The sequence below is a fragment of the Arthrobacter rhamnosi genome, assembly GCF_054510855.1.
Genome location: NZ_JBTNDT010000011.1, coordinates 45729 through 69231, shown reverse-complemented (window position 1 = coordinate 69231; position 23503 = coordinate 45729). Strand labels below are relative to the sequence as shown.

At 70.9% G+C, this 23503-nt stretch carries 18 protein-coding genes; 3 read left to right on the top strand and 15 right to left on the bottom strand.

Annotated features, from left to right (window positions below; all coding sequences use genetic code 11):
- Positions 1–487: 487 nt before the first annotated feature.
- Genes tyrS through ACX80I_RS16695 form a run of 4 tightly spaced genes read right to left on the bottom strand, consistent with a single transcriptional unit; the run spans position 488 to position 5348 of the window.
- Positions 488–1810 carry a tyrosine--tRNA ligase gene (gene tyrS / locus ACX80I_RS16710; protein WP_459346222.1) on the bottom strand — a complete coding sequence of 441 codons (1323 nt, stop codon included), beginning with the start codon at positions 1808–1810 and terminating at the stop codon, positions 488–490.
- Positions 1811–1822: 12 nt separating this feature from the next.
- Complete coding sequence (locus tag ACX80I_RS16705) at positions 1823–4075, bottom strand: HelD family protein (RefSeq protein ID WP_459346221.1); 2253 nt, start codon at positions 4073–4075, stop codon at positions 1823–1825.
- Between the two features lie 50 nt (positions 4076–4125).
- On the bottom strand, positions 4126–4677 hold the full coding sequence (locus tag ACX80I_RS16700; protein ID WP_459346229.1) for an adenine phosphoribosyltransferase: 552 nt from the start codon (positions 4675–4677) through the stop codon (positions 4126–4128).
- Between the two features lie 26 nt (positions 4678–4703).
- Positions 4704–5348: a DNA-3-methyladenine glycosylase gene (locus tag ACX80I_RS16695; RefSeq protein WP_459346220.1), complete on the bottom strand. Its 645-nt coding sequence runs from the start codon at positions 5346–5348 to the stop codon at positions 4704–4706.
- A gap of 92 nt (positions 5349–5440) precedes the next feature.
- Here ACX80I_RS16695 and ACX80I_RS16690 point away from each other — a divergent pair, with 92 nt between their 5' ends.
- Complete coding sequence (locus tag ACX80I_RS16690) at positions 5441–7108, top strand: DNA-3-methyladenine glycosylase 2 family protein (RefSeq protein WP_459346219.1); 1668 nt, start codon at positions 5441–5443, stop codon at positions 7106–7108.
- Entirely contained in the window at positions 7105–7650 is a 546-nt protein-coding gene (locus ACX80I_RS16685; protein WP_459346218.1) for a methylated-DNA--[protein]-cysteine S-methyltransferase, read from the top strand. The genes ACX80I_RS16690 and ACX80I_RS16685 overlap by 4 nt, the downstream gene beginning before the upstream one ends.
- A 104-nt stretch (positions 7651–7754) precedes the next feature.
- Here ACX80I_RS16685 and ACX80I_RS16680 read toward each other — a convergent pair whose 3' ends face one another.
- From ACX80I_RS16680 to argC, 9 genes are all read right to left on the bottom strand, one after another.
- Positions 7755–9704: an ABC transporter ATP-binding protein gene (locus ACX80I_RS16680; RefSeq protein ID WP_459346217.1), complete on the bottom strand. Its 1950-nt coding sequence runs from the start codon at positions 9702–9704 to the stop codon at positions 7755–7757.
- Between the two features lie 126 nt (positions 9705–9830).
- Entirely contained in the window at positions 9831–11261 is a 1431-nt protein-coding gene (argH, locus tag ACX80I_RS16675; protein ID WP_459346216.1) for an argininosuccinate lyase, read from the bottom strand.
- Positions 11261–12463, bottom strand: coding sequence for an argininosuccinate synthase (locus ACX80I_RS16670; protein WP_301230126.1), 1203 nt, complete (start codon positions 12461–12463; stop codon positions 11261–11263). The genes argH and ACX80I_RS16670 overlap by 1 nt, the downstream gene beginning before the upstream one ends.
- 135 nt (positions 12464–12598) lie before the next feature.
- Positions 12599–13138, bottom strand: coding sequence for an arginine repressor (locus ACX80I_RS16665; RefSeq protein ID WP_459314425.1), 540 nt, complete (start codon positions 13136–13138; stop codon positions 12599–12601).
- Complete coding sequence (gene argF, locus ACX80I_RS16660) at positions 13135–14109, bottom strand: ornithine carbamoyltransferase (protein ID WP_459346215.1); 975 nt, start codon at positions 14107–14109, stop codon at positions 13135–13137. Before argF ends, ACX80I_RS16665 begins: the two co-directional genes overlap by 4 nt.
- The gene (locus ACX80I_RS16655; RefSeq protein ID WP_459346214.1) at positions 14106–15452 is read right to left on the bottom strand and encodes an acetylornithine transaminase; all 1347 of its coding nucleotides are present in this window, start codon (positions 15450–15452) and stop codon (positions 14106–14108) included. Before ACX80I_RS16655 ends, argF begins: the two co-directional genes overlap by 4 nt.
- Positions 15449–16459 carry an acetylglutamate kinase gene (argB, locus tag ACX80I_RS16650; protein WP_459346213.1) on the bottom strand — a complete coding sequence of 337 codons (1011 nt, stop codon included), beginning with the start codon at positions 16457–16459 and terminating at the stop codon, positions 15449–15451. Before argB ends, ACX80I_RS16655 begins: the two co-directional genes overlap by 4 nt.
- Positions 16460–16470: 11 nt before the next feature.
- Positions 16471–17640: a bifunctional glutamate N-acetyltransferase/amino-acid acetyltransferase ArgJ gene (gene argJ, locus ACX80I_RS16645; protein WP_459346212.1), complete on the bottom strand. Its 1170-nt coding sequence runs from the start codon at positions 17638–17640 to the stop codon at positions 16471–16473.
- Positions 17637–18668: an N-acetyl-gamma-glutamyl-phosphate reductase gene (gene argC / locus ACX80I_RS16640; RefSeq protein ID WP_459346211.1), complete on the bottom strand. Its 1032-nt coding sequence runs from the start codon at positions 18666–18668 to the stop codon at positions 17637–17639. The genes argJ and argC overlap by 4 nt, the downstream gene beginning before the upstream one ends.
- Positions 18669–18774: 106 nt before the next feature.
- On the opposite strand from argC, the gene ACX80I_RS16635 reads away from it, so the two are divergent.
- The gene (locus ACX80I_RS16635; RefSeq protein WP_459346210.1) at positions 18775–19740 is read left to right on the top strand and encodes a quinone oxidoreductase family protein; all 966 of its coding nucleotides are present in this window, start codon (positions 18775–18777) and stop codon (positions 19738–19740) included.
- Positions 19741–19818: 78 nt separating this feature from the next.
- On the opposite strand, the gene pheT is transcribed toward ACX80I_RS16635, so the two are convergent.
- Both pheT and pheS read right to left on the bottom strand, forming a co-directional pair.
- Positions 19819–22362, bottom strand: a complete 2544-nt coding sequence (gene pheT / locus ACX80I_RS16630; RefSeq protein ID WP_459346209.1) for a phenylalanine--tRNA ligase subunit beta — start codon at positions 22360–22362, stop codon at positions 19819–19821.
- Positions 22363–23445, bottom strand: coding sequence for a phenylalanine--tRNA ligase subunit alpha (gene pheS / locus ACX80I_RS16625; protein WP_459346208.1), 1083 nt, complete (start codon positions 23443–23445; stop codon positions 22363–22365).
- Positions 23446–23503: the final 58 nt, after the last annotated feature.

Genomic DNA, 23503 nt, shown 5'->3' with positions numbered 1-23503 from the left:
CGGCAACCAGCAAATTCAACCAATCAAAAAACAATCGGTATCAACAAACTTGGCACACTATTGAGTTCTCAAACAACAGGAGCTACCGGCACCAAACACAACCAAACCGCTGTGTCCTCGCTCCGAAGCAACTTTTCAAGCCTACCCCCACCAGCCCGATCCCGCAAATCCGCTCCCAGCCGCACCACCCGCCGAAACCGGCACCACGACCAACCAGCAAACCCACACAACCGACAACAAACCAGAAGCCCATCCCAGCACCATGCACAGCACACGCCGGAACAACTTCAACTCTGTCAAAAGGGGGGGCGTCACCTACCGGGGCAACCACATAACTATACGACCACCCCACCCCCCACCACAAATCCACCACCACCCCCACCCCACGGCGGGCTGACAACCCCCAGAACAAGCGAAGCCGGCACCCTCCCGAAGGAGGATGCCGGCAACGGCAACGGCCACGGCGTCGAGCGGAGCCGGGGGTTTGTCAGGCGACGTCGACCATCGCGAGGTTCCGCTTGCCCCGGCGGACCAGGAGGTAGCGGCCGTGGAGGAGATCCGCCTCGGCGACGGCGTGGTCCGCATCGGAGATCTTGGCGTTGTTGACGTAGGCTCCCCCCTCGGCGACGGTCCGCCGGGCGGCCGAGTTGCTCGGCGACAGCCCCGACGCGACCAGGAGATCCACGATTCCCAGACCGTCCCGGGCAACCGAGACCGACTGGAGTTCCGCCGTCGCCGCCTGCAGGGTCGCGAGGTCGAGGGCGTGGAGGTCGCCCTGTCCGAACAGGGCCGCGGACGCGGCGATGACCTTCTCGGTCGCCTCCACCCCGTGCACCAGCGACGTGACATCGAAGGCGAGAGCGCGCTGCGCCGCCCGCTCGTACGGGCGCTCCGAGGTCGCCCTGTCGAGCTCCTCGATCTCCGCACGGGTCCGGAAGGTGAAGATACGCAGGCGCTGGGCGACATCGGCGTCGGAGGTGTTCAGCCAGAACTGGAACATCGCGTAGGGGCTCGTCATGGCGGCGTCGAGCCAGATCGCGTTGCCCTCGCTCTTGCCGAACTTCGTGCCGTCCGAGTTGGTGATCAGCGGCGTGCCGATCGCGTGGACCCCCGCACCCTCCACCTTGCGGACGAGGTCGGTACCGCTGGTCAGGTTGCCCCATTGGTCGGAGCCACCGGTCTGCAGGACGCAGCCGTAGTCGCGGAACAGCTGCAGGTAGTCCATGCCCTGCAGGATCTGGTAGCTGAACTCCGTGTAGCTGATGCCCTCGTCGGAGTTCAGGCGCTTGGCGACCGTTTCCTTCTTGATCATCGTGCCCACGCGGAAGTATTTGCCGACGTCGCGCAGGAAGTCGATGACGCTCATCGGCCCGGTCCAGTCAAGGTTGTTGACCATCCGGGCCGCACTGTCGCCCTCGAAGTCGAGGAACTTCTGCACCTGGCCCTGGAGGTAGCCGACCCACTCGGCGACGGTCTCCTTGGTGTTCATGGTGCGCTCCGCCGTCGGCCGGGGATCGCCCACGAGGCCGGTGGATCCGCCCACGAGTCCGAGGGGGCAGTGCCCGGCGAGCTGCAGCCGGCGCATCGTCAGGAGCTGGACGAGGTTTCCGAGGTGGAGGCTCGGGGCCGTGGGGTCGAACCCGCAGTAGAAGGTGATCGACGGGCCGGCGAGCAGCTCCCTGAGTTCACCCTCGTCGGTGGAGACATAGACCAGTCCACGCCAGACGAGTTCGTCGTAGATGTTCGCGAAGGACGGATCGTTGCGCTGGCCGGCAAGGCCACTGACGGGGGTTTCTGTTTGCTGTGCCACCCCACCAAATTATCAGTCGGCAATACCCGCAGGAATTCGGCCGGTCGAGATGACGCGGAGGCGCTGGGTGGGACGCGTCATCGCGACGTACAGGTCGCCGACCCGGGCCGTCGCCGAATCGAGCATCTCCTGCGGCTCGAGGATCACCACCCCGTCGAACTCCAGGCCCTTCGACTCGCGCGGCGCGATGACCACGATGTCCTGTCCGGGCCCGCCCGCGCCGGAACCGACACGGGTGCCGTACTCCGGGGACAGCGAGGCGCGTACCTCGTGCAGCAGGTGGTCGGGTGCGATGACGGCGAGCAGCCCGCCGTCGATCGCCGCCAGTTCCTCCGGCATCACGCGTACGAGGGACGGGACGAGCTCACGCACGGTGTCGAGCACCGGAGCATATCGCCCCTCCCGGACAGCCTTCGGAGCCGACACGACGAGCCCCGCCGCATTGGCCATCCGCACGGCGGCTTCCGCGATCTGCGACGGCGTGCGGTAGTTGACGGTCAGTTCCTCGAGCTGCCACCGGTCCCCGACGAAGGGTTCGAGCGCCTGCTGCCAGGACCGGGAACCCGCCGCCGAGCTCGTCTGCGCGATGTCGCCGACGATGGTGAAGGACTTGAGCGGACAGCGCCGCATGAGCAGGCGCCACTGCATCGGGGAGAGCTCCTGTGCCTCGTCCACCACAATGTGCCCGTAGGCCCAGGTGCGGTCGCCGGACGCCCGTTCCGCGGCGGACAGCCGCGTCGAGGACACGGCGTTGTGCTGCGCGAGGTCCTCGGCCGTGAGCACGCCGTTCACCCCGGAGTCCTCGAGCGACGCATTGACGTTCTCGAGGGCCCGCTCGGCGTTTGCGAGGTCGCGCTTCTGCTCCTGCTCACGGGCCGCGGTGTCGCGGCCCGCCGACGCGTCGAGGTCGCCGAGGAGTTCGGCCGCCTCGTCGAGCAGTGGCACGTCGGCCTCGGTCCACGGGGCGTCCGCCGGTCTGGTCAGGGCGGCGACTTCCCGGTCGCTCAGGCCGGGGGCTGCGGCGCGCAGCAGTTCGGGGCGCGCGAACAGCTCCGACACGAGCTTCTGCGGCGTCAGTGGCATCCACGCGAGGTTCAGGGCGATGCGCACATCGCGCGCGCTGCGGACGTCCTCCGCGAGGTAGGAGCGATCCGCGTTGTTCCCGCCACCCGAGGATTCCTCGAGCTTGTCCAGCAGCTGCTCGGTGAGTTCCCGCAGGAGGATCTTGACGAAGGTGACGCGCGCCTCGTTGTGGGGCTTCCCGGTGGCCCGGGCGCGTTCCCGCGCCCGCGAGACCTGCCGGGGCGTGAGCGTCAGCATCGTACCCTCGACGTTCAGGCGCTTGTTCTCCGCCGGCACACGCTCCCGGTTGGCGACGGCATTCCTGATGACCTGCGCCATCTCGAGCCGGCCCTTGATGGCAGCGGCTTCCTCGCTCGCCTCCTGCACCGTCGATACGCCGGGCATGAGCGTGCCGATGCCGGCCATGACCACGCCGGTCTCGCCCAGTGACGGCAGCACGCGCTCGATGTACTTCATGAAGGCGTCGGTGGGCCCGACCAGCAGCACGCCGGCGGACTTCAGCCGTTCGCGGTGCGTGTAGAGGAGGTACGCGGCGCGGTGCAGTGCCACGGCCGTCTTGCCGGTACCGGGTCCGCCCTGGACAACGGTGACGCCGGGGAGCGGTGCACGGATGATGCGGTCCTGCTCCGCCTGGATGGTGCCCACGATGTCGGACATCTGCCCCGTGCGCCGCGAGTTGAGGGCTGCGAGCAGGGCGCCTTCGCCCTGGAGCGAGTCGTCGTCGCCCAGGAGATCCGCGTCGAGGACGTCATCCTCGATCGCGACGACGTCGCGCCGCGAGAGGATGAGGTGGCGACGACGGCGCACACCCATGCGGTCGAAGGCCGTCGCCTGGTAGAAGGTACCGGCCTCCGGAGCGCGCCAGTCCACCATCAGCTGGCGCAGCTCGTCGTCGGAGAGGCCGATCCGGCCGATGTACCGCTTGTCACCGCTGTCGAGGTCCAGCCGCCCGAACACCAGCCGGTCGTCAACGGCGTTCAGTTGGGCGAGTCGGTCCTCGTACATCGTCGCGAAGGCATCTCGCTCCGAGCGGTTCTGGTGGGATCCGGCGGCCTGAGTGCGCCGGACGTCGGCGAGCTGCTGGACCTTTTCTGCACGGAGTTCATCGAGCCGGCGGTACAGGCCGTCGACGTAGTCGCGCTCGTAGTCCAGCTCTGCTTTGGCCTGGGCCGTCTCGTGCATCGGGCACTTCCTTCCAGAAAGGCGGACCGTCAATTCTAGCGCGGCGGACGCTACACGGTTTCCAGCGCGGCGACGTGGCGTCCGGCCAGGCTCGCCCGTCCGCCCAGGTCCCCGAGCTCGAGGACCACACCGCACCCTGCGACGACGGCCCCTGCCTTTTCGAGCAACGCACATGCCGCGACGAGTGTTCCGCCCGTTGCGAGGACGTCGTCGAGCACCAGGACACGGGCACCGGCGGGCAGATCGGACTGGTGGATCTCCAGTGATGCCTGCCCGTATTCGAGGTCGTAGGACTCCCGGAAGACGGCGCGCGGCAGCTTCCCTGCTTTCCGCACCGTGACCACCCCCGTACCGGTCGCGTAGGCGACGGCGGCGGCCAGGAGGAACCCGCGGGCCTCGACCCCGGCCACGGCATCGAAGGAGCCTGCGAAGGGCGCTGCCACCGCATCGACGACGGTCCGGAAGGCGGAGGCGTCGGAGAACACGGGAGTGAGGTCGCGGAACATGATGCCGGGAGAGGGGAAGTCGGGAACGACGGCGCACAGGCGGTCGATCGCCTCCCTCGCATCGCTCGCGAGTGTGCCTGCTCCTGCGGCCGGGATGCTCCCGGCGTCCGCTCCGCTCGTTGTCACGGATCAACCTTACGGGCTGCGGGCTGCTTGCCGGGACGGTAGCGGGACACCGACGGGTCGTCCGGCAGCCAGAAGCGCCACGGATACTCCGCCGTACCGGCGGGGCCGCTCACACCGACCCGGGGCCCCTGTCCGACCCGCACAGGGGGCTCATCCGGAAGGGTCAGCCGGAAGGGCGGGGCGAGGACGTCCGCGCCGTCGAACCGGCGGTCGAGTCCGAGGGCCTGCGCGAGGCGCGCGGGCCCGCGGGCGAGGTCCAGGTCCGACGCGGGATGGGACCGGCGTGTCCGCGCCCGGTCGACGCCCGCCACGATCTCGCCCGCCCGCAGCAGCACGCCCGTGGCCCACCCTTCCGTCCCGCAGACCACGTTGGCGCAGTAGTGCATGCCATAGGTGAAGTAGACGTAGAGGTGACCGGCCGGCCCGAACATGGTCGCATTCCGTGCGGTCTTCCCGCGGAACGCGTGGGAGCCGGGATCGTCGGGGCCGAGGTAGGCCTCCACCTCGGAGATGCGCACGGTGACCTCGCCGTCGTCGTCCCGGTGGGTGAGGTGCGCGCCCAGGAGCAGGGGGGCGACGTCGAGAGCGCTGCCGCCCAGTCTCTGCCGCAGGTCCGCATCCGCCCCGCTCTGCTCGCTCACCCGTCGACCGTAGCAAAGGCGGCGCGCGCCCTCCCTGCAGCCGTGTCCGAATCCCGCTAGTTGCTTCCGGTGGCGGGTGACAGGATGGCGGCATGGACTTCTGGCAGCAGTACCGGGCGATCGACGCACGCGACGTGCGCTTCGACGGACAGTTCGTGACCGCCGTCTCGAGTACTGGCATCTACTGCCGCCCCTCGTGCCCCGCGCGGACGCCCAAACCGGCGAACGTCACGTTCTACCGCACCTCGGCTGCTGCACACGAGGCGGGCTATCGCGCCTGCAAGCGGTGCCTGCCCGAAGCGGTTCCCGGGGACCCGGAATGGAACCTCCGCAGTGATGCGGCGGCACGGGCGATGCGCCTAATCACCGACGGCGAGGTGGACCGGACGGGCGTGCCGGGCCTCGCTGCCCGGCTCGGGTACTCCCCCAGGCACCTGAACCGCATCCTGAGGGACGAGCTCGGCGCCGGTGCGCTGGCGCTGGCCCGTGCACACCGCGCCCAGACTGCCCGGGCCCTGCTCACGGGATCTCCGCTGCGGTTCGCCGACGTCGCCTTCGCGGCGGGGTTCGGCAGCATCCGGCAGTTCAACGAGACCGTCCAGCAGGTCTTCGACCTCACACCGCGGCAGCTGCGGGAAGCGTCGCGGCAGCAGCATGCGGCAGCCGGCACCTCTGCACATTCCGGCGGAGCGCTCCGGATCTCGCTGGAGCTGCCCACGCGGCTGCCGTATGACAACGGCATCTTCCGCTTCCTCGCCGCCCGCGCGGTCGACGGCGTCGAACACGCCACCGATTCCAGCTACGAGCGGCTCCTCCAGCTGCCGGGCGGCCCTGCCTGGTTCCGGGCGGGCGCCGTCGAGGCGCGCGGCAACGGGCGGGCAGCGCTGCCGGTGACCGTCTCGGTCGCGGGACTGGGCGATGTGCCGGCGCTCCTGAGCCGCATCCGGCGACTGTTCGACCTCGATGCCGATCCGGTGGCGATCGATGCCGCTCTGTCGCGGAACCTGTACTTCTCGGACCTGGCGGCTGCGACGCCGGGCATGCGCCTTCCCGGGGTGCTCGATCCCCACGAGGCGCTGATCCGAGCGATCGTCGGCCAGCAGGTGACTGTCGCGGCGGCGACGGGGGCACTCTCCCGCCTCGCCGCTGCGGGTCCGCCCGTCGACGCCGGAGACGCAGGAGCCGCGGGGCTCGACAGGGTGTTCCCTGCGGCAGCCGACCTGGCGGAAGCACCCGAGCCGCTCCTCCGGGGCCTCCGCCGACGCAATGACGCCCTGCGCTCGGCAGCACGCCGGCTCGCCTCCGGCGCCGTCGAGTTCGGCGTCGGTTCCGATCCCGCTGCCCTGCGCGCCGACCTGCTCCGACTCGACGGTGTAGGACCGTGGACAGCGGACTACGTGGTCATGCGCGTCCTCGGGCATCCGGACACCCACCTGCCGGCCGACGCCGCCGTCCGTACCGGCTGGTCCCGTCTAACGTCCCGGAACTCCGCCGGGCAGGCCGCGCACGCCGAGCACGGCCTGCACGCCGTCGGGCACGGGGCTGAGGGTGCCCCGCCAGGTCCTCTCCTCGCCGATGCCATGGCCCACGTGCGGCCCTGGCGGTCGTACGCGACGCTGCACCTTTGGGCGGCAGCCACCGCGCTCGGCGGGCGGCGGCCCCTGACGTCGCCGCGCGACCAGAAACCCACCGCACCTGACCAGCCCGACCCGACGTCACGTACCCTGTTCCCACCCACCGAACGGATATCCCAGCCATGACCACGACGCTCTCCGCTCCGGCACTCCTGCGCGGCGCAACCACCACCACCGTCGACACGCCCGATGGCCCCTTCACCATCATCGAGGCGGAGGGCGCAGTGCTGTCCTCGGGATGGACGGACCTCGCGTCGGAGCTAATCGGGCAGATCCACCCGACCCTCAGGGCGGCGAGCTTCGATCCTGCGGCGTCCGCCGTGCAGCCCATCCTCGAGGCGGTGGCCCGCTACTACGACGGCGACTTCGAGGCGATCGGTCCGGTGCGGGTCCGGCAGGCATCCGGGCCGTTCCGCACCCACGCCTGGAACGTGCTGCGCACCGTGCAGCCAGGGGCGCCGGTCACCTACCTCGAGTACGCGGAGCGCGCGGGCAGCCCCAGCGCCGTCCGCGCCGCCGCCGGAGCGTGCGCCAAGAACGCGGCGGCCCTCTTCGTGCCCTGCCACCGGGTCATCCGGACGGACGGGACTCTCGGCGGCTTCCGTTGGGGACTCCCGGTCAAGCAGCGGCTGCTCGACCGGGAGGCGGGGCGCCCGACCGCCTTCTGAGCGGCCGGGTCCAGGCAGGCGTCGGGTCGGCGCCGTCCCGCCCGCGCGCATGCCGCCCTGGCTCTTCCGCTGCGCCGGTCAGCCGACCGCCGGGACGACAGGGATCAGGCCGCCACCAGTCGCTGGCGGGAGGCCATGTCGCGGTAGAGAGCGCTCTCCTCCAGCAGCTGGTCGTGCGTCCCGACGGCGGTGACCCTGCCTTGGTCCAGCACGACGATCTGGTCGAAGTCCGCCACGGTCGACAGGCGGTGCGCGACGACGACGACGGTGCGATCGCGTGAGGCCTCCCCCAGTGTCTGCTGCAGCAGCTGCTCTGTCCTCGAGTCGACGGCGGACGTCGGCTCGTCCATCAGCAGTACCGGGCGGTCGGCGAGGATCACGCGTGCCCAGGCGAGGCGCTGGCGCTGCCCGCCGGAGAGCCGCACGCCGTCCTCCCCCAGGTTCAGGTCCAGTCCGTCGTCCGTGCGGTCCCCGAGGGCGTCGAGCCCGACGGCCGCGAGGACGCGTCGGAGCTGGTCGTCCGTCGCCGCCGGGGCGGCGAGGCGCAGATTGTCCGCCAGCGTCCCGCTCAGGACCGGTGCCTCCTGTTCCACGAGGCCGATGCGTGAGCGCAGCTCCGTCCGGGGAATTCGCGGCAGCGCCGTGCCGTCATAGGTGATGCTGCCGTCCGTCGGCTCGTAGAACCGTTCGAGCAGGGCCAGCACCGTCGACTTCCCGGCGCCGGACGGCCCGACGAGCGCCGTCCTGCTGCCTGCAGGAACGCTGAAGCTGACGCCGTCGAGGACGAGCCGGCCGGGCTCGACGGCCGGAGGCTCCGTCTCCGGGGAGACCCGGTTGTGCAGTACCCCCGGGGACCCCAGAGGAGCTCGCCGGCCCCGCCCTGCCTGCGGCGCCCCGGCGTCGGAGGTAGGGGTCCGGGCTGCGTGGTTCCCGTCGGGGCCTCCGTCGTCGTACCGGAAGCTGACATTCCGGAGCTCGATGGCGCCGGCGGATCTGCCACCAGAATTGCCGGCACCGTGCGTCGAGCCGGCCGCGGCATCCGGCTGTGCGGGTACCGGCTGGATCCGTACGGGCCGGTCCTCGTCGGCGCGTTCCGGCTCGAGCCGGGCGATCTCCTGGATGCGGTCGAGCGCCGCGAGTCCCGACTGGATCTGCACGAAGGCGCTCATGGCCGACCCGATGGGCATCACGAGGAGGAACAGGTAGAGGATGAAGGCGATGAGGTCGCCGAGCAGCAACTCGCCGGCGGCGACGCGGATCCCCCCGACCGCCAGGACCACGATGAACGCGCCCTGGACGCAGATGGACATGATCGGCTGGACCGCTGCCTGGAGGCGGGCCATCGCGATCCCTGCGCGGAAAGCCCGGGTTGCTTCACCATCGATGACAGCGGCCTCGCGCTCCTCCGCGACGGAGGCCTTGATGGTGCGGATGCCCGAGAGCCCGCGCTCCACGGCTGCGGTCATGGACCCGACCGCGTTCTGGACGTCGCGGCTGCGCCTGCGGATGAGGCGACCGAGGAACAGGACGCCGACCGCTCCGAGGAGGACGGCGCACAGCGTGATCCCGAACAGCAGCGGGTCGATCAGCACCATGAGCACGACGGCCGCGCAGAACATCAGGACGGAGGACACGATCTCGAAGAGGCCCGAGGTGATGACGCTGCGCAGGAGCGTGGTGTCGGAGCCCACCCGCGACATGAGGTCTCCCACGCGCCTCCGGTCGAACTCCCGGACGGGCAGCGCCAGCAGCTGCCCGACGAGCGAGCGGCGCACGCCGAGGACCACCGACTCCGCCGTCCGCTGGAGGAGATAGGACTGTGCCGCCCCGAAGACGGCCCCGCCGAGCGTGATCGCGATGAGGAACCAGACGAACACCGTGGCCGGCCGGCCCGCCGAGACGGCGTTGACGAGCTGCTGGACCATCAGCGGCTGGGCGATCGACAGGCCGGTCGAGACGAGCGAGACGACGGCGACGAGGGCGAGCACACGGATGTGTCCCCTCAGGTAGGGGAAGAACTCCCGCAGGGTGGCACGCTGGAGGGCAGGCTGCATGCTCACACAGTGCGCCGGGCACCACCGGGTGTCAAAGCACTTCGCGGCGGGCGTAGCAGGTCACGGCGGGACGGCGCTCCGGGGTGCGGCGCGGCTCCTCGGGGAACCGCGCCGCCCCCTCCCGCGTCAGGCGGTCGTGTAGCCCTCGACGGCGTCGAGCTCGGTCCGCAGCGCGGCGAGCTGACGGCGGACGGCGGCTGGAGCGGTACCGCCCTGCGCGTCCCTGCTGGCCAGCGATCCTTCGACCGTGAGGACCTCGCGCACCGCGGGGGTCAGGTGCGCGGAGATGCCGGCGAACTCGTCGTCCGTCAGGTCCCACAGTTCCACGTTCCGCTGCTCGGCGACGCGGACGGCCGCGCCCGAGAGCTCGTGGGCCTCTCGGAACGGGACACCCTGGCGCACGAGCCACTCGGCGATGTCGGTCGCCAGGGCGAACCCCTGGGGAGCGAGCGTGGCCATGCGCTCCGTGTTGAAGACGAGGGTCGCGATCATGCCCGACACCGCGGGCAGCAGGACCTCGAGTGTGTCGACGGCGTCGAACACCGGCTCCTTGTCCTCCTGCAGGTCCCGGTTGTAGGCCAGCGGCAGGCCCTTGAGCGTCGCCAGCAGGCCGGTCAGGTCGCCGATCAGCCGGCCGGCCTTGCCGCGCGCGAGCTCGGCGACGTCGGGGTTCTTCTTCTGCGGCATGATCGAGGACCCGGTGGAGAAGGCGTCGTCGAGCGTGACGAAGGAGAATTCCTTGGTGGCCCAGAGAATGATCTCCTCGCTGATCCGCGAGAGGTCGACGCCGATCATCGCGGTCACCCACGCGAACTCCGCGTACACGTCCCGCGAGGCGGTGCCGTCGATCGAGTTGTGCGTCGCCGAGAAGAAGCCGAGGTCGGAGGCCACCGCTTCCGGATCGAGGCCCAGGGAGGACCCCGCGAGCGCGCCGGAACCGTAGGGGGACACGCCTGCGCGACGGTCCCAGTCGGAGAGCCGCTGCACGTCGCGCAGGAGTGCCCACGCGTGCGCCAGCAGGTGGTGGCTCAGCAGGACCGGCTGGGCGTGCTGGAGGTGCGTGCGGCCGGGCATCGGCGCCTCGAGGTGCGCCTCCGCCTGGTCGACGAGGGCGGTGATCGTCGCGAGGACGCCGCGGGCGATGATGCGGGCGTGGTCCCGCAGGTACATGCGGCCCAGCGTCGCCACCTGGTCGTTGCGCGAACGGCCGGCGCGGAGCTTGCCGCCGAGGGCGGGCCCCGCACGCTCGATGAGGCCGCGTTCGAGGGACCCGTGCACGTCCTCGTCGCTCTCGGCGGGCAGATAGGCCCCCGAGCGGACATCGGCGTCGAGACGGTCGAGCGCATCGATCATCCCGGCGAGTTCGGCATCGTCCAGCAGTCCGGCCCGGTGGAGCACCCGCGCGTGGGCGCGGGAGCCCTCGATGTCGTAGGTGGCCAGCCGCCAGTCGAAATGGGTCGACTTGCTCAGCGCGGTGAGGGCGTCGGCGGGGCCGCCGGCGAACCGGCCGCCCCACAACGAACCCTCGTTCGTCCCGCCACCGTGCACTGGGGACATCAGGCGCCCGCCCGCTGGTCCCGGCTCGACGCCACCTTGGAGGACAGGCCGAAGATCTCGATGAAGCCGCGGGCCATCGACTGGTCGAAGGTGTCACCGGAGTCGTAGGTCGCGAGGTTGAAGTCGTACAGCGCGACGTCGGAGCGGCGGCCGGTGACCGTCGCACGTCCGCCATGGAGGTCCATGCGGATGTCGCCGGTGACGTACTTCTGCGTGTCGTCGACGAAGGTGTCGAGCGAACGCTTCAGCGGGGAGAACCACTGGCCGTCGTACACCAGCTCGGTCCAGCGCTGGTCCACGGTCTTCTTGAAGCGGGACTGCTCGCGCTCGATGGTGACGTTCTCGAGTTCGCGGTGCGCGGCGATCAGGGCCATGGCGCCGGGGGCCTCGTAGATCTCGCGGCTCTTGATGCCGACCAGGCGGTCCTCGACGATGTCGATGCGGCCGATGCCCTGGGCGCCCGCGCGGCGGTTGAGTTCCTCGATGGCCTGCAGCGGCGTGACGGCGTTGCCGTCGATCGCGACGGGGATGCCCTCCCGGAAGGAGATGGTGACCTCGTCCGCGGCAGGCGGGAACTCGGGCGACGCGGTGTAGTCGTACACGTCCTTGGTGGGCGCGTTCCAGATGTCCTCGAGGAAGCCGGTCTCGACGGCGCGGCCCCAGACGTTCTGGTCGATGGAGAACGGGTTCTTCTTGGTGGTCTCGATCGGCAGGCCCTTCTCCTCCGCGAAGGCGATGGCCTTGTCACGGGTGAGCGCGAGGTCGCGGACGGGCGCGATGCACTTCAGGTCCGGGCCGAGGGTCTGGATGCCGACCTCGAAGCGCACCTGGTCGTTGCCCTTGCCGGTGCAGCCGTGCGAGACGGTCGTGGCACCGAACTGCCGCGCGGCGGCGACGAGGTGCTTGACGATGACGGGACGCGACAGCGCCGAGACGAGCGGGTACGCGTCCATGTACAGCGCGTTCGCCTTCAGGGCGGGCATGCAGTACTCGGTGGCGAACTCGTCACGCGCGTCGGCCACGTAGGCCTCCACGGCGCCGCAGCCGAGGGCGCGCTGGCGGATGGTTTCGAGCGATTCGCCGCCCTGTCCGACGTCGACGGCCACGGCGATCACCTCGGCCCCGGTGGCTTCGGCGATCCAGCCGATGGCGACGGAGGTGTCGAGTCCGCCGGAGTAGGCGAGGACGATGCGTTCGGTCACGGAATATGCTCCTTCGATTGTCCGGGCGTGTGCCCGTGTGTCGTCTGTGGGTGTCGTGTGTGGGTGTCGTGTGTGGGTGGTGCTCGGTGGTTGTTCGTCGGCCGGCCCTGCTGCCAGCGTAGCGGCGTGGCGGCCTCAACCCGGGTCGGCGGGTCCCTGCGGTTCCTGTGCCAGCCCGAGGAACCGTTCGGCGACGGCGGCGCCGCCGTCGACCTCCCGGCTCACGAGCATCACGGTGTCGTCGCCCGCGATGGTGCCGAGGATGGACGGCATCACCGAGTGATCGATGGCCAGGGCGAGGAAGTTCGCGGCTCCCGGCGGTGTGCGCAGGATGACGATGTTCCCGGAGGACTCGGCGGTCACCAGCAGCTCGTTGCAGAGCTTGGCGAGCCGTGCGTCGAGGATCTCCTGCGACACCCCGCTCTGGGCGTGGCGGCCGCCGCCTTCCACGGGCACGGCGTACACGAGCGCTCCGTCGGCTCCCCGGACGCGCACGACGCCGAGCTCCACCAGGTCCCGGGACAGCGTCCCCTGGTTCACCTGCACCCCGTCCGCCGCGAGGAGCGCGGCGAGCTCCACCTGGGAGCGCACCGACTGTGCCGTGAGGAGGTCCATGATGCGGGCGTGCCGGGCGGTCTTCGTGGTGGGGCGGACGGAATCGCGCTGGACCGTCATGAGTCGCGCTCCGGCCCGGGCGGACCGTCCTGCTGCGCCGACCGCTCGACGAGCCACGCCATGAGCGCCTTCTGCGCGTGCAGCCGGTTCTCGGCCTCGTCCCAGACCAGGGACTGCGGTCCGTCGATGACCTCGGCGGCGATCTCGTAGCCGCGGTACGCGGGCAGGCAGTGGAGCACGACGGCGTCGGGTGCCGCCTGCGCCATGGCATCGGCGTCGACGGCGTAGGCGCGGAACAGCTCCTGCCGGGCGGCCTTCTCGTCCTCCTGGCCCATCGACACCCAGGTGTCGGTGGCGACGACGTCGGCGCCTGCGAGCGCGGCGGCGGGATCCGTGGTGACGAGGACGGATCCACCGGTCTCCGCGGCACGGTCCTCGGCTGCAGCGACGACCGCCGGGTCGGGCAGGTAGCCCTCGGGGCCTGCGATCCGCACGTGCATGCCGGCGGTCACGCCGGCCAGGAGATAGGAGTTGGCCATGTTGTTGGCGCTGTCGCCCAGGTAGGTCAGGGTGAGCCCGGCCAGCGTGCCCTTGTGCTCGCGGATGGTGAGCAGGTCCGCCAGCAGCTGGCAGGGGTGGTAGTCGTCGGAGAGCGCGTTGATGACCGGGACGCTCGACGCCGCGGCCATCTCCTTGAGCCCTGCCTGCGCGTAGGTGCGCCAGACGATGGTCGCGACCATCCGGTCGAGGACCTTCGCGGTGTCGGTGATCGACTCCTTGTGGCCGAGCTGGGAGTCCCCCGCACCGATGATGAGTGGCACCCCGCCGAGGTCGGCGATGCCCGCTGCGAAGGACACGCGGGTGCGGGTGGAGGTCTTGTCGAAGATCACGGCGACCGTCTTGCGGCCGGCGCCCTCACCGGCGAAGGGGGCACGGGCGTACGGCTTCGCCTTCAGCTCCGCGGCGAGGTCGAGGACCTCCGCCTGCTCGGCCGGCGAGAGGTCCGTGTCGACGAGGAAGTGGCGCGTCATGAGATTGCCTCCCGGGCTGGGGTCTTGGCGGTGGCGAGGATCCCGGGCAGGGCGTCGAGGAAGGTCGCCGCCTGCTCCGTGGTGAGGATGAGGGGTGGTGCGAGGCGGAGGGTCAGCGGGCCCGTCGCGTTGATGATGAACCCCGCGGCGAGGGCGGCCTGGACCGCCGCCGGTGCGTACTCGCCGTCGAGGTCGAAGCCGATCAGCAGCCCCTCCCCGCGGACGGCGACGACGCCCTCGATGGTGGCGAGGCGCGACCGCAGGAAGGCACCGACCTCAGACACGTGCCGGAGGGCGTCGGACGCTTCGAGGGCATGCAGCGTGGCGAGGCCGGCCGCCGTGGCCACCGGGTTGCCACCGAAGGTGGTGCCGTGCTGTCCGGCACCGATCAGCGACGACGTGTCCTCGCCGAAGGTGATGAGGGCACCGATCGGGAAGCCGCCGCCGAGCCCCTTGGCGAGCGTCATGGCGTCGGGCACGACGCCGTCGACCGCCTGGTGCGCGAACCAGCGGCCGGTCCTGGCGATGCCCGTCTGGACCTCGTCGAGGATGAGGAGTGCGCCGTGGCGGCGCGTCAGCTCGCGTGCGGCCCGCAGGTACTCCGGCGAGAGCGGCCGCACGCCGGCCTCACCCTGGATGGGCTCGATCACCAGGGCCGCCACGGTATCGTCCATGGCGCTCCGGAGCGCCTCGATGTCGTTGAACGGTATGTGCTCGACGCCGGCAGGGAGCGGTTCGAACGGTTCCCGATAGGCCTTCTTCGATGTGAGGGCGAGCGCCCCCATCGTCCTCCCATGGAAGGCACCGTCGAGCGCGAGGATCCGGGAGCGGCCGGCCGTGCTGTTGCGCCGGGCCAGTTTGACGGCGGCCTCGAGTGCTTCGGTGCCGGAGTTGGTGAAGAACACGCGCGATCCCGCGGGAGCCTGGGACAGCGTCAGCAGTTTCTCGGCGAGCGCCACCTGGGTGGGGCTCGTGAAGAAGTTGGAGATGTGCCCGAGGGTCGCCAGCTGGCTCGCGATGACGGACGTGACGAACGGGTGCGCGTGGCCGAGCGCATTGACGGCGATGCCGCCGAGGAGGTCCAGGTACTGGTTGCCGTCGGCGTCCCACACATGGCAGCCCGAGCCGCGGACCAGCACACGCTGCGGGGTCCCGAAGACGCCCATCAGTGAGCCGCTGTAGCGCGAGAGCCAGGCGGCGCCCGAGTCGCCGCCCGTGAGGACGTCCACCGTCCCGTCGCTGCCGGCGGCGGGTTCGGCGGCGTGCCGGCCCGTCACGGTGCCGGTCGCGGTGCCGGTCTCGGTGCCGGTCACAGTGCCGGTCGGGGTGCCGGTCTCGTTCATGGGTGCACTCCTGCAGTGTCGTCCACGGCGTTGTCCGTGGTGTCGGCGTTGTTCGCTGTGCCGGCGTCGTCGGGCACCACCTGGGTGCCGATCCCTGCGGTGGTGAAGGTCTCGAGCAGCATGGAGTGTGCCAGGCGGCCGTCCACGATGTGCGCGCGCTCCACCCCGGACTCGACGGCCTGCAGGCAGGCCGTCATCTTGGGGATCATGCCGGACTCGAGGCTCGGCAGGAGCTCGCGGAGCTGGGATGCCGAGAGGGAGGAGATGAGCGACCCGCGGTCCGGCCAGGCGGCGTACAGGCCCTCGACGTCGGTGAGGATGACGAGCTTCGACGCGCCGAGCGCGGCGGCCAGCGCAGCTGCGGCGGAATCGGCATTGACGTTGAGGACCTGCTGCGTCGCGTCGCCGTCGGCGTCGTACTCCGGGGCGACCGTGGAGATCACCGGGATGCGCCCGGCCTGCAGGATGTCGAGGATGGCGCCGGGATGGACCGCCGTCACCTCGCCGACTAGGCCGAGGTCCACCTGCTCGCCGCCGACCACGGTACCGGTGCGGATGGCGCGCAGCAGGCCGCCGTCCTCGCCGGACAGTCCGACGGCGTAGGGCCCGTGGGAGTTGATGAGGCCGACGAGTTCGCGGCCCACCTGCCCGGTGAGGACCATCCGGACGACGTCCATGGCCTCGGGGGTCGTCACGCGCAGGCCGCCCTTGAACTCGGACTCGATACCCAGGCGCTCGAGCATCGCGTTGATCTGCGGTCCGCCGCCGTGCACGACGACGGGACGGATGCCCACGTGGTGGAGGAACACGATGTCCTCCGCGAACGCGCGGCGCATCTCGTCGTTCACCATGGCGTTGCCGCCGTACTTGATGACCATCGTGGTGCCCGCGAACCGCTGGATCCAGGGCAGGGCCTCCATCAGTGTGGCGGCCTTGTCCTGTGCCTTCAGCGTCGACGCCGACGGCGACGACGGGGCAGGAGCCTTGCCGGTCGATACCTCGCTCATGGTGTCTCCCGTCAGCTCGAGTAGGCGGAGTTCTCGTGCACGTACTCGTGCGTGAGGTCGTTGGTCCAGATGGTCGCGCTCGCAGGTCCGGCCGCGAGGTCGATCTCGACCGTGACGTCCCGCCCGGTGAGGTCCACGAGGTCGCGCGACTCGCCGATGCCGCCGTTGCGGCAGATCTGCACGCCGTTCATCGACACGTTCAGCCGGTCCGGCTCGAACGCGGCGTCCGTCGTCCCGACGGCGGCGAGCACACGTCCCCAGTTGGGGTCGTTGCCGAAGATCGCGGTCTTGAACAGGTTGGACCGGGCCACGGCGCGGCTGACCGTCTCGGCGTCGCGCTCGGAGGCAGCATTCACGGTCCGGACGGCGATCGTGTGACTGGCGCCCTCGGCGTCGTGGATGAGCTGCGCGGCGAGGTCGAGGCAGACATCCGTCAGGGCTGCGGTGAACTGCGCCGGGTCGGGGTTCACGCCGGCGGCGCCGGAGGCGAGGAGCACGACGGTGTCGTTGGTCGACATGCAGCCGTCGGCGTCCGTGCGGTCGAAGCTGACGCGCGTGGCGTCCCGCAGGGCGGCATCGAGGGCCGCGGGGTCGAGGACGGCGTCCGTGGTCAGGACCACGAGCATCGTGGCGAGGCCGGGCGCCAGCATGCCGGCTCCCTTGGCCATGCCACCGATCGTGTAGCCCTCGCTCGCGGCATCGGCGCTCGCGGGATAGCGGGCCTCCTTGGCCACGGTGTCCGTGGTCATGATGGCCTCGGCGGCACCGGGACCGCCTCCCCTGCCCAGGGAACCGGCGGCGTCCGTGACCCCGGCGAGGAGCCGGTCCATGGGGAGCTGTTCGCCGATGAGGCCCGTGGAGCACACGAAGACGTCGGTGGCCGAGACCCCGAGGAGCTCGGCCGTGACCTCGGCCGTCCGGTGGGTGTTCTGGAAGCCCTCCGGGCCGGTGCAGGCGTTGGCGCCGCCGGAGTTGAGGACGACGGCGTCGACGCGCCCGTCCGAGACGACCTGACGGGACCAGAGCACGGGAGCGGCGGCCACGCGGTTGGAGGTGAAGACGGCGGCCGCGGAGTGCAGCGGCCCGTCGTTGACGACGAGCGCGACGTCGGGCTTTCCGGTGCTCTTGAGGCCGGCGGCGACGCCCGCGGCGCGGAACCCGCCCGGGTAGGTGATACTCACGGTGCGATCCCCTGGATGGTCAGGCCGGCGGTCTCGTCGAGGCCGAGGGCGATGTTCATGGACTGCACGGCTCCGCCGGCGGTCCCCTTGGTGAGGTTGTCGATGACGCTGCTGACGATCACGCGGCCCGCGTGCTCGTCGAAGGCGAGCTGGAGGTTCACGTAGTTCGAGCCCAGCACGGACTTCGTCGAGGGCCACTGGCCCTCGGGGAGGACGCGCACGAAGGGCTCCTGCGCGTACGCGGACTTCCAGGCCTCCCGTAGCTGCGCATAGCCGACGCCGGGCCGCACCTTCGCGGTGGCGGTGGTGAGGATGCCGCGCGCCATGGGGGCGAGGGTCGGCGTGAAGGACAGCGAGACGCGCTCGCCGGCCGCGAGGCTGAGGCCCTGCTCGATCTCGGGCGTGTGGCGGTGCCCGCCGCCGACGCCGTAGGGGCTCATGCCCCCCATGACCTCGGACCCGATGAGGTTGGGCTTGGCCGCCTTGCCCGCACCGGAGGTGCCGGACGCGGACACGATGACGACGTCGTCGGACTCGAGGAGTCCGGCGGCGAAACCGGGAGTGAGCGCGAGGAGCGCGCTGGTGGGGTAGCAGCCGGGGACCGCGATGCGCCGCGCCCCTGCAAGGTCGGCGCGGTGGCCCGGGAGCTCCGGAAGCCCGTAGGGCCAGGTCCCGGCGTGCGCCGAGCCGTAGAACTTCTCCCAGGCCGCGGGGTCCTGCAGGCGGTGGTCGGCCCCGGCGTCGATCACGAGAGTGTCCGGTGACAGCTGCGCGGCGATCTCCGCGCTCGCGCCGTGCGGGAGGGCGAGGAAGACGACGTCGTGTCCTGCGAGCGCCTCGGGCGTGGTCTCCTGCAGCACGCGGTCGGCAAGGGAGTGGAGGTGGGGCTGCAGGTCCCCCAGCAGCGCGCCCGCGTTGCTGTGGGCCGTGATCGCCCCGACCTCGATGTCGGGGTGGTTCGCCAGGAGGCGCAGGAGCTCGCCTCCTGCGTAGCCACTGGCCCCGGATACTGCTGCGGTGAACGTCATTCCCCAAGCGTACAACAAAGGTATGCGTAGCTAGACATAGTTATGCATCCCCACGGTCGGAGCCCCGGGAATAGCATGAGGGAACACCATCGAAAGGACTAGCACCATGCCCTCAGCCATCGTCGTCTCCGAACCGGGCGGTCCGGACGTCCTCGCCGTCGCGACCGTCGAGCGTCCCGAGCCGGGGCCGGGCCAGCTCCTGGTGAAGGTGGCGGCGGCCGGCGTCAATTTCATCGAGACCTACCAGCGGAGCGGCGCCTACGCCATGGAGCACCCGTTCACTCCGGGAGCCGAGGCGGCAGGGACGGTGGAGTCGGTGGGCGAGGGTGCCCGGGGGTTCGCCCCCGGCGACCGGGTCGCATTCGCCGAAGGCCGGGGCACCTACGCCCAGTTCGCCGTGGTCGACGCGGAAAAGGCGCTCCCGGTACCGGAGGGCGTCGACCTCGAGACCGCGGCCGCCCTCCCCCTGCAGGGCATGACGGCCCACTACCTCATCAATTCCACGTTCCCCGTGCAGCCCGACTCCACCGTGCTCGTCCATGCGGGAGCGGGCGGGGTCGGACTGCTGCTCATCCAGCTGATCAAGGCCAGGGGTGCCCGCGTGTTCACCACCGTGTCCACGCCGGAGAAGGAGGAGTTGGCCCGCGGCGCGGGCGCGGACGAGGTGCTGCCGTACGAGGGATTCGCCGACGCGGTCAGGACCGGAACGGACGGGACCGGGGTGGACGTCGTGTACGACGGCGTCGGCAAGGCGACGTTCGACGAGTCGCTGGCTTCCCTCCGGACCCGCGGCACCCTCGTGCTCTACGGGGCCGCGTCGGGGCCCGTTCCGCCCGTCGACCCGCAGCGGCTCAACAGCGGGGGCTCGCTGTTCCTCACGCGGCCCACGCTCGCGCACTACCTGCTCTCACCCGAGGAGCGGCGCTGGCGGTCCGAGGAGCTCTTCGGCGCGGTCGTCGCCGGCCAGCTCGACGTCCGGATCGGCGCCCGCTACCCCCTCGCCGATGCCGCGCGGGCCCATGAGGACCTCCAGGCGCGGCGGACCACCGGCAAGGTACTGCTGATCCCCTGACCTGCCCGGCTCCCCTGAGCTGCCGAACGACCGAAGGCCCGTCCATCCGGACGGGCCTTCGGTCGTTACCTGCTGCGGTCAGCGCTGGACGGCGCCGAACCGTTCGGCGGCCAGGGCGACCGCGGCATCGCGTGCCGCGCTCGCCTCGTCGGCGGTCAGGGTGCGGTCCGGGGCACGGAAACGCAGGGCGAAGGCCAGCGACTTCCGCCCCTCGCCGATGCCCTGTCCCGTGTACACGTCGAACAGGCTGACGTCCTCGAGGAGCTCCCCTGCGCCCTCGCGGAGCGTCTCGAGCACATCCCCCGCCACCACGCCGGACTCCACGACCAGCGCCACGTCCTGCGTGGCCGGCGGATAGGTGGACAGCGGCCGGGCGACGATCACGTCGGCGGCGGCGTCGAACAGGAGGTCCGCGTTGATCTCGAGGGCCACCGTGCGCGCCGGCAGGTCCTGCGCGGCGATCAGCTTCGGGTGGAGCTCCCCCGCGTAGCCCAGCACCTCGCCGCTGCGCAGCGAGAACTCGGCGGTGCGTCCCGGGTGGAACGCCTGGTGGCTCCCCTGCCGGACGACGACGTCGACGCCGGTGACCCGCCCCATGAGCTGGACGACGTCGATGGCGTCGGCCCAGTCCCATGCACGGGGGACGATGCCGGCCGACGGCGTGGTCTCGTGCCCGGTGAACAGCGCCGCGATGGTCTGCGGCTGGTCGGGGATGCCCGCGTACAGCCCGTCAAGGACCTCGTCGTCGGGCCGGATGCCCAGCGGCGGGATGGAGTCCGTCCCCAGGGCTGCGCCCGGCAGGAACACCGCACCCGACTCGAACAGGGCGAGGTCCCTGAAGCCGCGCGAGGAGTTGCGCTTCGCGAGCTCCACGAGGCCGGGGAGGATCGACCGGCGCAGGTAGCCGAGCTCCGCGCTGAGCGGGTTCGCGAGCTTGACCGAGGCCGCGGGGGCTCCCTCGTCCGGCGTGCCGAAGACGGCATTCGCGTGTGCGCTGACGAACGGGTAGGAGAGGACCTCCGTCAGTCCTGCCCCGGCGAGCGCGTTCAGCAGGCGCCGCCGCTGCTGCTGGAGGCGCGTCAGGCCACGCCCGGGAGGGGCAACGGGCAGGGTCGAGGGGATCGTGTCGTACCCGACGAGCCGGATGATCTCCTCGGTGAGGTCCTCGCGCGTCTCGAGGTCCGTGCGCCAGCTCGGAGCGGTGACGCGGTAGCCGCCGTCGACGGCGTCCACGGTCGCGCCGAGGTCGGTGAGGGTTCCGCGGATCTGCTCGTCCGTGAAATCGCGCCCGATCAGGCGGGCCGGGAAATCTGCCGCCAGATCGATGACGCGCGGTGCCGGCGCCTGTCCGACGTCGGTGACGGCGTCGTCGGCCGTGCCGCCGGCGAGGTCGAGGAGGAGTTCGACGGCGCGCTGCGCGGCCACGTCCGCGACGTTCCAGTCCACGCCGCGCTCGAAGCGCTTGGAGGCCTCCGAGGGCAGCCGGTGGCGGCGGCGGGAGCGGCCGATGCCCACTTCCTCGAAGTGGGCGGACTCGATCAGGACGTTCCGTGTTTCGTCCGAGACCTCGGTGGCGGCCCCACCCATGACGCCGGCGATGCCGATGGGCCCCGATCCGTCCGTGATGAGCAGGTCCTCGGCGTCGAGCGTGCGCTCGCGGTCGTCGAGTGTCCGCAGCGTCTCCCCGGCAACGGCACGTCGCACCACGATGTCGCCCGACAGACGGTCGAGGTCGTAGAAGTGCAGCGGCTGGCCGAGTTCGAGCATCACGTAGTTCGAGATGTCCACCACGAGGGAGATGGAGCGGATCCCGGCGAGGCGGAGGCGCGCCGACATCCACGGCGGGGTCGGCCGCGACGGGTCGACGCCGCGGACCGTCCGGGCGACGAACCTGTCGCAGCCGGGCCTGCCGTAGATCGGTGCGGAGTCCTCGAGGCGCACCGGGTAGCCGGCGTCCTTCGCCTGCGGCACGACGACGGCGCCTGCGGGGTCGGTGAAGTCCGTCCCGGTGGCGTGGGCGTATTCGCGTGCCACGCCGCGGATGGAGAAGCAGTACCCGCGGTCAGGGGTCACGTTGATCTCGGCGGCCTCGTCGTACAGGCCGAGGAGCTCCAGGGCGTCGGTGCCGACCTCGGGGTCCAGCCCGAGGGTCGAGAGCACGAGGATGCCGTCATGGTCGTCGCCGATGCCGAGTTCGCGCACCGACGCGATCATGCCGGCGGAGACGTGGCCGTAGGTCTTGCGCGGGCTGATCCGGAAATCCCCGGGCAGCACGGCGCCGGGCAGGGTCACGACGACCTTGTCGCCCTCGACGAAGTTGTGGGCGCCGCACACGATGCCCTGCACGCCCGACGGGTCGATGCCGTCGCCGGTGAGGGTCTGCTCGGCGCCCTCGGGCACCACGCGGACCTCGCACCAGTTGATGGTCTTGCCGTTGGACTGCGGCTCCTTGACGACGCTGAGGACCTGGCCGACGACGACCGGACCCCTCAGCTCATCGGTGGGACGATGGACGTCCTCCTCCTCCAGGCCCACTTTCACGAGCTCGGCCATCACGTCTTCCGCGGTCGCATCCGCGGGCACGGCTGCGTACTCGCGCAGCCAGGACAGTGGGATTCTCACCTAGATCTCCATCCCGAAGTGTTCGCTGAAACGTACATCGCCCTCGATCATGTCCCTCATGTCGCTGACCTCGTTGCGGAACATGAGCGCCCGCTCGATCCCCATGCCGAAGGCGAACCCGGAGTAGACGTCCGGGTCGATCCCCGTGGCGCGCAGGACGTTCGGGTTGACCATGCCGCAGCCGCCCCACTCGATCCAGCGGGGGCCGCCCTTGGCACCCGGGTGCCAGATGTCGAGCTCGGCGCTCGGCTCCGTGAAGGGGAAGTAGTTGGGGCGCAGGCGGACCTTCGCCTCGTCGCCGAAGAGCTGCCGCGTGAAGTGCTCGAGGGTGCCCACGAGGTCGGCCATGGTGAGGCCCTTGTCGATGGCGAGGCCCTCGAACTGGTGGAACACCGGGGTGTGGGTCGCGTCGAGCTCGTCGGTACGGAACACCTTCCCCGGGCACAGCACGTAGATCGGCAGGTCGCGCTCGAGCATGGAGCGGACCTGCACGGGCGACGTGTGGGTCCGGAGCACGAGGTGGGCTTCGGGAGGCTCCACGAAGAAGGTGTCCTGCATCTCGCGGGCGGGGTGGTCCGGCTTGAAGTTGAGCGCGTCGAAGTTGAACCATTCCGACTCGAGCTCGGGGCCTTCGGCGATCTCCCAGCCCATGCCGACGAAGACGTCGCTGACCCGCTCCTGCAGGGTGGACAGCGGGTGCCGTGCCCCGGCCCGGCGACGGCGGGGGGCGGCCGTGACGTCGACGGCTTCCTCGACGAGGATCCGGGCGTCGCGCTCCGCTTCGAGCTCGGTGGTCCGGGCGGCGAGGGCCTGGTTGATCCGGCCGCGGGCCGGGCCGATGTTCTTGCCGGCGGCGGACTTCTGCTCCTTCGGGAGCGCACCGATCCCCCGGTTCGCGAGGCTCAGCGGCGACTTCTCGCCGGCGTGCGCGATCCGGACCGCCTTGAGCGCGTCGAGGTCGGCTGCGGCTGCGATGTCCGCGAGCGCGGCGTCGACGGCAGCGGCGACCGACGAGGCGTCCAGCGGATCGGGGACCTGGGCATCGGGGCTGCCGGGCCCGGCGTGCTCTGGGGTTTCGGACATGGGGATTGCTTACCTTGCACTCTCGGATGTGCGGCGGGCGGCGTGCAGCCGCGCCGTG

What these genes read in the sequence shown, in the direction of transcription:
- ACX80I_RS16705 (WP_459346221.1), bottom strand. Translation starts at nt 4,075, where the DNA reads ATGCACGAGACGGCCCAGGCCAAAGCAGAGCTGGACTACGAGCGCGAC.
- ACX80I_RS16690 (WP_459346219.1), top strand. Translation starts at nt 5,441, where the DNA reads ATGGACTTCTGGCAGCAGTACCGGGCGATCGACGCACGCGACGTGCGC.
- ACX80I_RS16685 (WP_459346218.1), top strand. Translation starts at nt 7,105, where the DNA reads ATGACCACGACGCTCTCCGCTCCGGCACTCCTGCGCGGCGCAACCACC.
- ACX80I_RS16680 (WP_459346217.1), bottom strand. Translation starts at nt 9,704, where the DNA reads ATGCAGCCTGCCCTCCAGCGTGCCACCCTGCGGGAGTTCTTCCCCTAC.
- argH (WP_459346216.1), bottom strand. Translation starts at nt 11,261, where the DNA reads ATGTCCCCAGTGCACGGTGGCGGGACGAACGAGGGTTCGTTGTGGGGC.
- ACX80I_RS16665 (WP_459314425.1), bottom strand. Translation starts at nt 13,138, where the DNA reads ATGACGGTCCAGCGCGATTCCGTCCGCCCCACCACGAAGACCGCCCGG.
- argF (WP_459346215.1), bottom strand. Translation starts at nt 14,109, where the DNA reads ATGACGCGCCACTTCCTCGTCGACACGGACCTCTCGCCGGCCGAGCAG.
- ACX80I_RS16655 (WP_459346214.1), bottom strand. Translation starts at nt 15,452, where the DNA reads ATGAACGAGACCGGCACCCCGACCGGCACTGTGACCGGCACCGAGACC.
- argB (WP_459346213.1), bottom strand. Translation starts at nt 16,459, where the DNA reads ATGAGCGAGGTATCGACCGGCAAGGCTCCTGCCCCGTCGTCGCCGTCG.
- argC (WP_459346211.1), bottom strand. Translation starts at nt 18,668, where the DNA reads ATGACGTTCACCGCAGCAGTATCCGGGGCCAGTGGCTACGCAGGAGGC.
- ACX80I_RS16635 (WP_459346210.1), top strand. Translation starts at nt 18,775, where the DNA reads ATGCCCTCAGCCATCGTCGTCTCCGAACCGGGCGGTCCGGACGTCCTC.
- pheS (WP_459346208.1), bottom strand. Translation starts at nt 23,445, where the DNA reads ATGTCCGAAACCCCAGAGCACGCCGGGCCCGGCAGCCCCGATGCCCAG.